Source organism: Streptomyces sp. NPDC039423 (assembly GCF_055598725.1).
Genome location: NZ_JBVKAH010000006.1, coordinates 1 through 12,655 on the forward strand (window position 1 = coordinate 1; position 12,655 = coordinate 12,655).

12 protein-coding genes are annotated in these 12,655 nt (G+C 73.0%); 3 read left to right on the forward strand and 9 right to left on the reverse strand.

Features of this window, described 5'->3' with window-relative positions; all coding sequences use genetic code 11:
* Positions 1–330 precede the first annotated feature (330 nt).
* Complete coding sequence (locus ACZ7LK_RS19825; RefSeq protein WP_471142261.1) at positions 331–1,338, reverse strand: stage II sporulation protein M; 1,008 nt, start codon at positions 1,336–1,338, stop codon at positions 331–333.
* 118 nt (positions 1,339–1,456) lie between these two features.
* On the opposite strand from ACZ7LK_RS19825, the gene ACZ7LK_RS19830 reads away from it, so the two are divergent.
* Positions 1,457–2,497, forward strand: a complete 1,041-nt coding sequence (locus ACZ7LK_RS19830; protein WP_471142264.1) for an RDD family protein — start codon at positions 1,457–1,459, stop codon at positions 2,495–2,497.
* A gap of 20 nt (positions 2,498–2,517) precedes the next feature.
* Here the strand turns inward: ACZ7LK_RS19830 and ACZ7LK_RS19835 are convergent, their stop codons facing one another.
* Together ACZ7LK_RS19835 and ahcY are read right to left on the reverse strand one after the other, a co-directional pair.
* On the reverse strand, positions 2,518–3,132 hold the full coding sequence (locus ACZ7LK_RS19835; protein WP_469463385.1) for a hypothetical protein: 615 nt from the start codon (positions 3,130–3,132) through the stop codon (positions 2,518–2,520).
* 140 nt (positions 3,133–3,272) lie between these two features.
* Complete coding sequence (ahcY, locus tag ACZ7LK_RS19840) at positions 3,273–4,730, reverse strand: adenosylhomocysteinase (protein ID WP_469463386.1); 1,458 nt, start codon at positions 4,728–4,730, stop codon at positions 3,273–3,275.
* Between the two features lie 342 nt (positions 4,731–5,072).
* On the opposite strand from ahcY, the gene lepB reads away from it, so the two are divergent.
* Positions 5,073–5,705, forward strand: a complete 633-nt coding sequence (lepB, locus tag ACZ7LK_RS19845; protein WP_471142266.1) for a signal peptidase I — start codon at positions 5,073–5,075, stop codon at positions 5,703–5,705.
* A 56-nt stretch (positions 5,706–5,761) separates the two neighbouring features.
* Here lepB and ACZ7LK_RS19850 read toward each other — a convergent pair whose 3' ends face one another.
* The 6 genes from ACZ7LK_RS19850 to ACZ7LK_RS19875 all read right to left on the reverse strand — a co-directional run bounded on the left by ACZ7LK_RS19850 (position 5,762) and on the right by ACZ7LK_RS19875 (position 11,892).
* Positions 5,762–6,700, reverse strand: a complete 939-nt coding sequence (locus ACZ7LK_RS19850; RefSeq protein WP_469463387.1) for a cation diffusion facilitator family transporter — start codon at positions 6,698–6,700, stop codon at positions 5,762–5,764.
* Positions 6,701–6,783: 83 nt separating this feature from the next.
* On the reverse strand, positions 6,784–7,950 hold the full coding sequence (gene manA, locus ACZ7LK_RS19855) for a mannose-6-phosphate isomerase, class I (RefSeq protein ID WP_471142269.1): 1,167 nt from the start codon (positions 7,948–7,950) through the stop codon (positions 6,784–6,786).
* A 60-nt stretch (positions 7,951–8,010) separates the two neighbouring features.
* Positions 8,011–9,300, reverse strand: coding sequence for an SIS domain-containing protein (locus ACZ7LK_RS19860; protein WP_392275289.1), 1,290 nt, complete (start codon positions 9,298–9,300; stop codon positions 8,011–8,013).
* Positions 9,301–9,450: 150 nt separating this feature from the next.
* On the reverse strand, positions 9,451–9,633 hold the full coding sequence (locus ACZ7LK_RS19865) for a Trm112 family protein (protein WP_471142272.1): 183 nt from the start codon (positions 9,631–9,633) through the stop codon (positions 9,451–9,453).
* Between the two features lie 360 nt (positions 9,634–9,993).
* A complete protein-coding gene (locus tag ACZ7LK_RS19870; protein ID WP_469463429.1) occupies positions 9,994–11,361 on the reverse strand; it encodes a phosphomannomutase/phosphoglucomutase in 1,368 nt (455 codons plus the stop codon).
* Between the two features lie 99 nt (positions 11,362–11,460).
* Positions 11,461–11,892, reverse strand: a complete 432-nt coding sequence (locus ACZ7LK_RS19875) for a DUF3499 domain-containing protein (protein ID WP_392275326.1) — start codon at positions 11,890–11,892, stop codon at positions 11,461–11,463.
* A 271-nt stretch (positions 11,893–12,163) separates the two neighbouring features.
* On the opposite strand from ACZ7LK_RS19875, the gene ACZ7LK_RS19880 reads away from it, so the two are divergent.
* Complete coding sequence (locus ACZ7LK_RS19880) at positions 12,164–12,592, forward strand: metallopeptidase family protein (protein ID WP_469463430.1); 429 nt, start codon at positions 12,164–12,166, stop codon at positions 12,590–12,592.
* Positions 12,593–12,655 lie beyond the last annotated feature (63 nt).

The following is a 12,655-nucleotide window of genomic DNA, read 5'->3' on the forward strand; positions in this document are numbered from 1 at the left end:
ATTTCGTGTTTCCAACCTTACCAGATCCGTTTTCCGTTCCGTTTCCGGTTCGGATTCTGTTTCCGGTGGCCGTTGGAGGGCCTTTGCCTTTCGGCTGCTCCGACTTTATCAGAATCATTTCCGCCGAGCTAATCGGCGTTCGTGATTCGGATGGGAATCGGATCGGCTCCGTGGAATTCCATTCCGATCGGAGCGAGAGAGACTCTAAACGATCAGGCCCGAACTTGTCCAGCCCGAGGCAACCGTTCAAATCTACCTCCCCCTGCCACCCGTGTCAACGGGTTTTGTGGGCGAAGAGGAGACTAGCAGGCGACCGGGGGCCGACGCACATCAGGCCGCCGTGGGCAGCTCGGCGCTGCGGCCGGTGGACTCGACGTCACCCGTGTCGCCGGCCCGGGCGGCGCGGCCGCCGAGGACGTACACGTACGCGAGGAAGCCCAGCTCGGCGGCGATGCCTATGGCGATGCGGGCCCAGGTGGGAAGGCCCGAAGGGGTGACGAAGCCTTCGATGACACCCGACACGAAGAGGACCAGGGCGAGGCCGAGGGCCATGCCGAGGGCGGCGCGGCCCTGCTGGGCCAGGGCGGTGCGGCGGGGCAGGGGGCCCGGGTCGATGAGGGTCCAGCCGAGTCGGAGGCCGGTGCCGGCGGCGACGAACACCGCGGTGAGTTCGAGCAGGCCGTGCGGGAGGAGGAGGCCCAGGAAGGTGTCGAGGCGGCCGGCCGAGGACATCAGGCCGAGGCCCACGCCGAGGTTGAGCATGTTGAGGAAGAGGATCCACAGCACGGGGACGCAGAGGAACGCCCCGAGAACCAGGCACATGGCGGCCGCTTGCGCGTTGTTCGTCCACACCTGCGCGGCGAAGGAGGCGGCCGGGTGGCTGGAGTAGTACGTCTCGTACTCGCCGCCCGGCCGGGTCATCCGGCGGAGTTCCTCGGGGGCCGCGATGGATGCCTGGACCTCCGGGTGGGTGCCGATCCACCAGCCGATGACCGCCGCCAGGAGCGTGGACAGGACGGCCGTCGGGATCCACCAGTGCCGTGAGCGGTAGACCGCGGCGGGGAACCCGGCCGTCAGGAAGCGGACCGCGTCCCGCCAGGAGGCCCGGCGGGTGCCCGTGACGGTGGCCCGGGCACGGGCGACGAGCTGGGTGAGCCGGGCCGTGAGCAGCGGGTCGGGGACGCTCGACTGGATGAGGGAGAGGTGGGTGGCGGTGCGCTGGTAGAGAGCGACCAGTTCGTCGGCCTCGGCGCCGGTGAGGTGGCGGCCGCGTCCCAGGAGGTGCTCCAGGCGGTCCCACTCGGCGCGGTGGGCGGTGACGTAGACGTCGAGGTCCATGATCGGCTGCTGCTCCAGGCACTGGTGCGTACGGTTCGTCCTACGGCGGCGCGCTGATGGTCAGCTTGGCAGACTGGCGTGCGGTGGGGTCGGGGTAGGTCGGAGAAGGGTGGCTGCCGTGAGCGGGGTTGTGACGGGGGACGCGGTCGTACTCGGCTTGCGGCCGGCCAGGTTGCCGAGCCGGGCGCTGGCCCTCCTCGTCGACCTCGTCGTGGTGTGGGCCGCCTATCTGCTGATATCCGTCGGGCTGGCGATGGCCACGGCGTCGCTGGACGAGGCGGCCGTGACGGCGGTGTCGATCGCCGCCTTCCTGCTGGTGCTGGTGGGCGGTCCCATCGCCGTGGAGACGCTGAGTCACGGGCGGTCGCTCGGCAAGCTGGCGTGCGGGCTGCGGGTGGTACGGGACGACGGGGGGCCGATCCGGTTCCGGCACGCGCTGGTGCGGGGGGCGATGGGGGTCGTCGAGATCCTGATGACGTTCGGTGTCGTGGCCTGCATCGCCTCGCTGGTGTCCGCCCGGGGCCGGCGGATCGGTGACGTCTTCGCGGGGACGCTGGTCGTCCGGGAGCGGGTTCCGGCGGCCCGGACGGTGCCCGTCCCGCCTCCGCCGCCCTGGCTCGTCGGGCGGTTCGCGCAGCTGGACCTGTCGGCGGTGCCGGAGGGGCTGTGGCTGGCAGTGCGGCAGTACCTGACGCGGATGGGGCAGCTCGACCCCGGGGTGCGGCGGGCTCTGGGCGAGCGGCTGGCGAACGACCTGGTGGCCCGGACGGGTACGCCTCCGCCGCCGGGGGTGCCCGCGGCGGACTTCCTGGCCGCGGTCGTGCACGAGCGGCAGGCCCGGGACGCGCGGCGGGCCTTCGCCCCGGGCGGCGGGGTCGGTGCGGGCGGCCGGGGCGTGGCCTCGGGTGGTGACCCGGCGGCCGGCGGGTGGCGCCCCGTGGTGGCGGTGCCGGGCGGAGGCGGCACGCCGTACGGCGGGGCGAGGCCGGGCGGGGGCGGTCCGGCGGACGGGAGCGGTCCGGCGGACGGGAGCGGCGGTTCGGCGGGGGCGGGCGCGGTCGTCGGGGGCGGTGTGCCGGCGGCGGACGCGGGAACCGCGGGCGCGGATGGCGAAGGCGGGGGTGCGGCGCGCGCCACCGGGTTCGCGCCGCCGGCGTAGCCGCGCCGGGCGCGGCGGGATCAGGGGAAGACCGACGGCGGGGTCTCGAGGTCCTCGAGCTCGATGCCGGGGGCCGCGAGGACCACGTCACCGGCGAGGTGGACCGTGTGCCGTTCGCCCGTGTCGAGGGCGCTGACCTGGTATTCGTCCACCATCAGGGGGCCGTTGTCAGTGGTGTGCGCTTCACTTCCGATCAGGGCCCAGGACTGGTCGACCGTGAGGGGGGCGAGGACCGGGTCCGTGAAGGCGACGAGCCGTACCCGGGTGGGGGGAGAAGCGGGGGTGAGGCGCAGCAGGCGTGAGGTCGCGACGAGGAACGCGGGGGACGTGCCGGTGAAGGCGTGGGCGCGCACATTGCCTTCGGTGGCGTACGCACCGGTGGGGTCGGTGCGGACCCAGGTCACTCCGTCGAGGGCGGCGCCGCGGACCTGCCAGCTCGCGGCGTGGAGTTCGAGGCGGATGGGGCGGCCGAGGTCGTCGAGGGTCAGGTCGACTGAGCCGGCGTGGTCGCCGGAGGGGGTGGTCGTCTGCGAGACGTAGCGCCAGCCGGAGGGGCCGGGCGCGCAGTTGAAGTGCTCTTCACCGAGGGGGGTGTGATCGTGCGGGTCATGGAGCGAATAGCGGCCGCGGGGCATGGGTCCTCGGGTCCTCGGGATCGGCGGTAGGGGAACGCCCGGTACGGGGCAGGCCCCCGGCACGGGGGTGCGGGGGCCTGCCTGGGTACCTGCCGGCCGTTCACCGGCCGTTGCTGACGTGCGTCAGTGCACGGGCGCCGTCAGTAGCGGTAGTGGTCGGGCTTGTAGGGGCCGTCGACCTCGACACCGATGTAGGCGGCCTGCTCGGGGCGGAGCGTGGTGAGCTTCACGCCGAGCGCGTCGAGGTGCAGACGGGCGACCTTCTCGTCGAGGTGCTTGGGCAGCACGTAGACGTCGGTCGGGTACTCCTCGGGCTTGGTGAAGAGCTCGATCTGCGCCAGCGTCTGGTCCGCGAAGCTGTTGGACATCACGAAGGACGGGTGGCCGGTGGCGTTGCCCAGGTTGAGGAGGCGGCCCTCCGACAGCACGATGATCTTCTTGCCGTCGGGGAAGGTCCAGGTGTGGACCTGCGGCTTGACCTCGTCCTTGACGATGCCGGGGATCTTGGCCAGGCCGGCCATGTCGATCTCGTTGTCGAAGTGGCCGATGTTCCCGACGATCGCCTGGTGCTTCATCTTGGCCATGTCGGAGGCCATGATGATGTCCTTGTTGCCGGTGGTGGTGATGAAGATGTCGGCCGTGCCGACGACCTCGTCCAGCGTGGTGACCTGGTAGCCGTCCATCGCCGCCTGGAGCGCGCAGATCGGGTCGATCTCGGTGACGATGACCCGGGCGCCCTGGCCGCGGAGGGACTCCGCACAGCCCTTGCCGACGTCGCCGTAGCCGCAGACGACCGCGACCTTGCCGCCGATGAGGACGTCGGTGGCGCGGTTGATGCCGTCGACGAGCGAGTGGCGGCAGCCGTACTTGTTGTCGAACTTCGACTTGGTGACGGCGTCGTTGACGTTGATCGCCGGGAACAGCAGGGTGCCGTCACGGTGCATCTCGTACAGGCGGTGGACGCCCGTCGTGGTCTCCTCCGTGACACCACGGATCTCCGAGGAGAGGAGGGTCCACTTCTGCGGGTTCTCCGTCAGGGTGCGGTTGAGGAGACGGAGGATGTGGCCGTACTCCTCGCTGTCCGCGGTGGACGGGTCCGGGGCCTCGCCGGCCTTCTCGAACTCGACGCCCTTGTGGACGAGCAGGGTGGCGTCACCGCCGTCGTCCAGGATCATGTTCGGGCCGCCGGTGGCGGTGTCCGGCCAGGTCAGCGCCTGCTCGGTGCACCACCAGTACTCCTCCAGCGTCTCGCCCTTCCAGGCGAAGACGGGGACACCCTGCGGGTTGTCCGGGGTCCCGTTCGGGCCGACCGCGATGGCCGCGGCGGCGTGGTCCTGGGTGGAGAAGATGTTGCAGGAGGCCCACCGGACCTGGGCGCCGAGGGCGACCAGCGTCTCGATCAGGACGGCGGTCTGCACGGTCATGTGCAGGGAGCCGGTGATGCGGGCGCCGGCGAGCGGCTGGGCCTCGGCGTACTCCTTGCGGATCGCCATCAGGCCCGGCATCTCGTGCTCGGCGAGGGTGATCTCCTTGCGGCCGAACTCGGCCAGGGAGAGATCGGCGACCTTGAAGTCCTGTCGGTTGGCGACAGTCGTCATTTCGAGCTGCTCCTCGTGTTGGGTCGAGGGTGGGTACGGCTGGCTCTGCGAGGTAGCTGGACACAAGCATGCCCGGTACCCGCAGTGCAGTCGTCGGAGGCCCTCTCTCCCTCGGCCGGTCCGTCGCGGACCGCCCGACCGCCATCAGCAGCGACGTCTGGCTCTGTCACGAATCTACACCGATCGGTCCGGCGGCCCACAGTCCGCCCGGGATCGGATCCGGGGATCCGGCCGTGGAGGAGCGCGGGGCGGGGCCGATCATGGAGCGTCTTCGGACGGTCGGGAACGAGCGAAGGGGAGCGGGACATGGGACCGGGACGTGGGTTGAGGATCGCCGGATGGGTGCTGGTTCCCCTGGGGGCGGTGCTGCTCGTGGGATGCGGGCTGGGCTTCCTCGGCGGGTACGCGGGCCACACGATCGCCTCGGCGTCGATGGAGCCGACGTACGCGCCGGGCAGCCGCGTGCTGTTCGAGAAGGTCGGCCCGTCCGAGGTACGGCGGGGGGATGTGGTGGCCTACCGGATGCCGGAGCGGTACGCGGGCGCGCTCGTGGTGCAGCGCGTCGTCGGGGTCGGGGGCGACCGGGTGGTCAGTGACGGCCGCCGGATCACTTTGAACGGGAAGCCGCTGGCGGAGCCGTACCTCGGGGGCGCCGACCCGGTCGTCGACCGGATGCCGTACGACGTGACGGTGCCGCCGGGCCGGGTGTTCGTGCTCGGGGACAACCGGGGCAACTCGCGGGACTCGCGTTACTTCCGGGACGAGAGCCCCGGTGGGACGGTGCCGCTGGCCGCGGTGGGCGAGCGGGCCTTGCGGAGCAACGCGGCGCCGGTCCTGCTCGGTGTGGGAGCGGTCGCCGGGGCGGTCGCCCTGGTCGTCGGGGGCGCGCTCGGGCTCGCCGGGTGGCTGACCGGGCGCCGGGCCCGTGCGGGCGCCGGATGGAGTGCGGGGGTGACGGCCGGGACGCGGGGGTGACGGCCGGGGCATGAGGAAGGCCCCCACTCCTCGGGGGAGCGGGGGCCTTCGCCGGGTCAGGGGGCGGTGGTGCCGCCGGCCTTGGACGCCTGGAAGATGTCCGGTTCCAGGTAGATCACCCGGGCGATCGGTACGGCATCGCGGATGCGCGCCTCCGCGGCGTCGATGGCGGCGGCCACCTGAGCGGCCGTCTCGTCGTGCTGCACGGCGATCTTGGCGGCGACGAGCAGTTCCTCGGGGCCCAGGTGGAGCGTGCGCATGTGGATGATGCCGGTGACGGTGTCACCGTCGACGAGCGCCTGCTCGATCTTCTTGACCTCGTCGATGCCGGCGGACTCGCCGAGCAGCAGCGACTTGGTCTCGGCGGCCAGGACGATGGCGATCACGATGAGCAGGACACCGATGCAGAGGGTGCCGATGCCGTCCCAGACGCCGTTGCCGGTGACCAGCGCCAGACCCACGCCGACGAGGGCCAGGATCAGGCCGACCAGGGCGCCGAGGTCCTCCAGGAGGACGACGGGGAGCTCGGGCGCCTTGGCGCGGCGGACGAACTCCTTCCAGGAGAGCTGGCCGCGGAGCGGGTTGGACTCCTTGATGGCGGTCCGGAAGGAGAAGCTCTCGGCGATGATCGCGAAGACGAGGACGCCGACCGGCCAGTACCAGGCCTCGATCTCGTGCGGGTGCTTGATCTTCTCGTAGCCCTCGTAGATGGCGAACATGCCACCGACGGAGAAGAGGACGATGGAGACGAGGAAGGCGTAGATGTAGCGCTCACGGCCGTAGCCGAAGGGGTGCTGGGGCGTGGCCTCGCGCTGGGCCTTCTTGCCGCCGAGGAGCAGCAGCCCCTGGTTGCCGGAGTCGGCCAGCGAGTGGACGCTCTCGGCGAGCATGGAGGACGAACCACTGAAGAGGAACGCCACGAATTTGCTCGCCGCGATAGCGAGGTTCGCGGCGAGCGCCGCAACGATCGCCTTGGTTCCGCCTGACGCGCTCATGCGTGCGGGTGTCCCTTCTGGATGCTGCTGGGGGGTGGTTCGTACGGCCGCACATTGTTGCAGGAGCGGTGACGGGCGGTGCGTCAGACCACCACTGTGGCTCGGAACGCCGTGCCCGTACCGGACAGTTCGACCTTTTCGCCCGCCGGGATGAAGACGGACCGGCCGGGTGCGAGGGGCAGGTCGTTCGTCCGCGGGGTGCCGGAGGTGGCGAGGACGATCTGGGGGGTGGGGGCGGTGATGTCGGTGGGTGCGGCGCCTTCGGAGCGCACGTACCGGGAGAGGCGGAACTCGTCGATCGGTGTTTCGTAGACCTCCTCGCCGGAGGGTGAGGCTTCCGGGCGGAGGATGCCGGGGTCGTGGGCCTCGAAGCGGACGACGCGGAGGAGTTCGGGGACGTCGACGTGCTTGGGGGTCAGGCCGCAGCGGAGGACGTTGTCGGAGTTGGTCATCAGCTCGATGCCCAGGCCGCCGAGGTAGGCGTGCGGCACTCCGGCGCCGAGGTAGAGCGCCTCCCCGGGCTGGAGCCGGACGTGGTTGAGCAGCATGGCGGCGAGGACGCCGGGGTCGCCGGGGAAGTGGTGGGCGAGGACGGCGTACGGGGCGTGGGCGCCGCCGAGCCGGTCGCAGGCGGCGGCGGTCTCGGTGACGGTGGCCGCCATCTCGGCGGGGTCGGCGGACAGGACGGCCGTCAGGACTTCGCGGAGGGCGGCGTCCTCGGGGTGTGCGTGGAGGAGGTCGACGTACGGCTTGAGGGAGTCGACTTCCAGCGCGGCGAGGAGTTCGGCGGTCCGGTCGGGGACGCGGAAGCCGCAGAAGCCTTCGAAGGGGGTGAGGGCGCAGATGAGTTCGGGTTTGTGGCTGGCGTCCTTGTAGTTGCGGTGGGGCGCGTCGAGGGGGATGCCGGCGCGCTCCTCGGCGGCGTAGCCCTGCTGTGCCTGGGCGAGGTCGGGGTGGACCTGGAGGGAGAGCGGGGCACCGGCCGCGAGGATCTTGAGGAGGAAGGGCAGGCGGGGGCCGAACCGGGCGACGGTGGCGGGGCCGAGTTCGCGTTCCGGGTCGGCCTCGATGACGGCGGACAGCGGTTGTTCCGCCTGCCCGGCGCGGGTGACGCGGGAGGGCGCGCCGGGGTGGGCGCCCATCCACATCTCGGCCTGGGGTTCGCCGGTGGGGGCGACGCCGAGCAGTTCCGGGATGGCCGTCGTGGAGCCCCAGGCGTACGGGCGGACGGTGTTGGAGAGGCGGTCCATGCGTCGTCTTTCCTTGCGTCTTGCGTGCCTCGCGGCCGGGGTGGTGGCCGGCGGCGGGGCTCAGGGGGTGTGGAGACGGGAGGCCAGCGCCAGGTAGACGGCCGCGAAGTCGGTGACCGCGAGCAGTTCGGCGAACGCTTCCAGGTCGGTGACGCCCTCGCCGCCGGGCCTGCCGGGGCCGGGCGTGCCGTCGCCTGGCGTGCCGTCGCCGGGGGCGGGGCCGCCGGACGCGGGGCCTCCGGGAGCTCCGTTCCCGGGGGGCGTGCCCTCGTCGGCCGTCGGGTCGGGGGCGGCCGCCGTGGGGTCCTCGGGTTCGAGTTCGCTGATGGTGGTGTCGTGGCCGAGCGCGAGCTCGCGGGCGGCGGGCGCGGCGGTGAGGCCGCCCGCGGGGCGGTCGCGGAGCAGTACCACGCGCGCGCGGAGGGCCTGTGCCTCCTCGACGCGGTCCCGGAAGAAGTCGTCGGGGTCGGCGCCGCCCGCGAAGTCGCCGGACAGCAGTCCCCGGTGGGCGGCGAGTGCTTCGGGGAGTTCCGCCGCGAAGGCCGGGCGGCCGGCCAGCTCCGCCAGTACGGCGGCGAACCGGCGGCCGACCGGGGCTGCCGTCGCGCCCTCGGTCCAGACGAGCGGGAGGCTGTCGGCGAGCTCCGCGGCGAGGGTCTTGGCCGGGTTGCCGTACGTGGCGACGGCCGGTCCGCAGCGCTCGGCGGTGCGGTCGAGCCGGTCGGCGACCCGCTGGAGGGTGTCGGCGGGGGCGTCGACGAGCCCGACGCGGTCGAGGAGCGCGAGGAGCGGGGTGAGCAGGGCCCACAGGGCGGCGGGGCCCGCCTGCTGGGCCTCCTCGTCGGTCAGCTCGTGCGGGGCGGTCGCCATCGGGACGACCAGGCCGTGCGTCGTGTCGACGGCCTCGGCGAGCGGTGAGCGCCGGGGGGTGACGGCGACGACGGTGACGCCGCGCCGGTAGGCCTGCTCGGCGAGCAGCGCGAGGCCCGGTTCGGTGCCGTCCGTGGTGGTGATCAGCAGCAGGTCGACGGAGCCGGTCCAGCCCGGCAGCGTCCAGCGCAGCGCGCCGGGGGCGGCGGCCACGCCGGTCGAGTGCAGGCGGGCCACCGGGGCGGCGGCGCCGGCCAGGGCGGCGACCATGTCGGCGACGCAGGCGGCCGCGGTGCCGGGCCCGGCGGTGAGGATGGCGCGGGGGCGTCCCTCGGGGTTCAGCTCGGTGACGCCCGCTTCGGCGGCGTGGCGGGCGGCGGTCCGCACGCGCGCGCCGGCTTCGGCGGCCCCGCGGAGGAGACCTCGGCGGTCGACCCGGGCCAGGGCGTCCGGGTCGTCGAGCAGCGTCTCGTCGAGCATGAGGTGGGGCCTCCGATCGCCGTGCGGGGTGGGGTGCGGTGGCGCGGGCGCGGTTGCGGCTCGGCGGTACGGCCGGGGCGGCGCGGCGCGGCGCCGGGGTGAGCGGCGTGCGTCGCGGTGCGTCCGGCCGGAGCGCGTCGCGGTGCGCCGTCAGGAGGGGCGGCGGGCCTCGTCCACGAGGAGGACCGGGATGGCGTCCCGTACGGGGTAGGCCAGGCCGCAGTCCCTGCCGGTGCAGATCAGCTCGGGTTCCTCGGCTGCCGTGCGGTCGCTGAGCGGGGCGTGGCAGGCCGGGCAGGCGAGGATCTCCAGGAGGCCGGCTTCGAGCGGCATGGGGTGGGTCCCTTCGAGCGGGTGGGTGGGGCGGCGCGCTGTGCGCTGCCCGCGCTGTGCGGTGTGTCGGTGTAGCGGTGTGGTGCGGTGTGCTGTTGTACGCCGGCCGTGGTGCCGTGCGCGGTGGTGCGTGACGCGCGCCGCGTGGTGCGCGTCGGGCCTCGTCAGCCTACCGCCGGGCCACCGCACGCCGCGGCTTTGGCGGGGGTTGTCCCGTTCCCCGGCGACCGCCCTGCCACGGGCCGGACCCCGGGTCGCCCGGGCCGGGGATCGTCCCCGTGGGGCCGTCTTCCCCGAACCGGGGGCTCCACCCCCCGGTGGAGCGCCCGGTTCGCCCGCGGGCGAATGTTCGGGCGAGTGCTACGGGGTGCGGACGAGGGCGAGGACCTCGTCGCGGACGCGGGCCATGGTCGGCTTGTCGCGCGCCTCGACGTTGAGGCGGAGCAGCGGCTCGGTGTTGGAGGGGCGGAGGTTGAACCACCAGTCCGGGCCGGTGACCGTGAGGCCGTCGAGGTCGTCGGTGGTGACGCCGTCGCGGGAGGCGAACGCCTCGCGGACCGCCGCCGTGCGGCCGGGCTGGTCGGCGACCGTGGAGTTGATCTCGCCGGAGCCGGTGTAGCGGTCGTAGGAGGAGACCAGCCGCGACAGCGGGCCGCTCTGGCCGCCCAGGGCCGCCAGCACGTGGAGGGCGGCGAGCATGCCGGTGTCGGCGTTCCAGAAGTCGCGGAAGTAGTAGTGGGCGGAGTGCTCACCGCCGAAGATCGCGCCGGTACGGGCCATCTCCTGCTTGATGAACGAGTGGCCGACCCGGGTCCGCACCGGCGTCCCGCCGTTCTCGCGGACGACCTCGGGGACGGACCAGGAGGTGATCAGGTTGTGGATGATCGTGCCCGTACCGCCGTTCCTGGCCAGCTCGCGCGCCGCGACCAGCGCCGTGATGGCGGACGGCGACACCGGGTCGCCCTTCTCGTCGACCACGAAGCACCGGTCGGCGTCGCCGTCGAAGGCCAGGCCCAGGTCGGCGCCCTCCTCCCGCACCCGCCGCTGGAGGTCCACCAGGTTGGCCGGGTCCAGCGGATTGGCCTCGTGGTTGGGGAAGGTGCCGTCCAGCTCGAAGTACATCGGCACCAGGTCCAGCGGCAGGCCGTCGAACACGGTGGGGACGGTGTGGCCGCCCATGCCGTTGCCCGCGTCCACGACGACCTTCAGCGGCCGGACGGAGGTGAGGTCCACCAGGGTCTTCAGGTGGGCGGCGTAGTCGGCGAGGGTGTCCCGCTCGGTGAGCGTGCCGGGCGTCGCCGCCGCCTTGGGGGCGCCGGTCGCCAGCCACTCCTCGGTGAGCGCGCGAATCTCCGCGAGGCCCGTGTCCTGGCCGACCGGGGCGGCACCGGCGCGGCACAGCTTGATGCCGTTGTACTGGGCGGGGTTGTGCGAGGCCGTGAACATCGCGCCCGGCAGCCCGAACCGCCCCGACGCGAAGTAGAGCTGGTCCGTGGAGCACAGGCCGATCAGGGTGACGTCCGCGCCCCGGCGGGCGGCACCGCGCGCGAACGCGCCGGACAGCCCGGGCGACGAGGGACGCATGTCGTGGCCGACCACGATCGCGTCGGCGCCGGTCACCTCGACGAACGCCGCGCCGAACAGCTCCGCCAGCGGCTCGTCCCACTGGTCGGGGACCACTCCGCGGACGTCGTACGCCTTCACGATCCCCGACAGATCACGAGACAGACCACCAGACAGATCAGCTGTCACTTCCCCGCACCCTCCTGCAAGCCCTGTGTGTCCACCCGAGGTGGAGCACACAAACTACCCGTACGGGGCGGGCGGTCAGGAGTCGGGAGAGCGCAGGACCCGCAGGTGGCCGCGGCGGCCGACCTCGACCGGGTCGCCGGCGCGGCCGCCGGGCTTGCCGCCGGCCTGGGCCGCGCGTTCCTGGGGGCGGGCGGCTTCCCGTACGGCGTTGGCGAGCGCTTCGAGATCGTCGCCGCTGGGGCGGGCGGGGGCGGAACCGTCCGAGAGCCGGACGACCTCCCAGCCGCGCGGCGCGGTCAGGCGCTCGCTGTGCTCGGCGCACAGGTCGTAGCAGTGGGGTTCGGCGTAGGTGGCGAGCGGGCCGAGGACCGCTGTCGAGTCGGCATAGACGTACGTCAGTGTCGCGACGGCAGGGCGGCCGCACGCGGTGCGCGAACAGCGACGTACAGGGCTCACGACGTTGGACGGTACCGCACTCTTGAGCGGGCCGCGACGACTCTCGACCAGGTCACTCGCCCGTGTCGCGGTGTGACGTCCCGCACAGGGGGCTTCGGAAACGCTCGGCTGACCTGCGGGGAAGGTATCGGCCGGGGTTCCGGGCGGTCGACCGGCCGAACACCACACCGAACGAATCCGGTCAATCCTCACGAGCCGACCGATCGGATGACGGAGCAGAATCACGCCGAAGCATGGCCGGAATGTGCAAAGAACGACACAGGCCGGGCGTGGCGCGCGGCACGATCGCCGTGTGCCGGGGGGAGCTACGCTGCTTCAAGTGATGGACAGTCCCGTACCGCCCCGTCCGGCCGAGCCCCGGCCGCGCCGCCGAGACCGCCACGGCCGCGGCATGCGCGGGCCCGTCGCCCCGCCGCAGGTACCGCTCTCCGCCAGCCGCGCGGACACCTTCCGCGATCTGGTCCAGGACTCGGTGGAACGGCTGGAGCGGCACTGGCCGCAGCTCGCCGACGTCGACTTCCTGGTCCTGGAGGTGCCGGTGGCACCCGAGGAGTCGGTACCCCTGGGCGTCTCGGTCCCGGCCGGACGCGACCGGCCCGCGCGGATCGTCGTCTACCGCAGGCCGGTCGAACTGCGCGCCAAGAGCCGCGACGAGCGGGCCCTGCTCGTCCACGAGGTCGTGGTCGAGCAGGTCGCCGAGCTGCTGGGGCTGTCCCCCGAGTCGGTCGACCCCCGGTACGGGCAGGACTAGCCGGGCCGACGCCGGTACGGGCGCGGGCGGGGCTTGGTCCGCGCCGCGGTACGGACGCGGGCG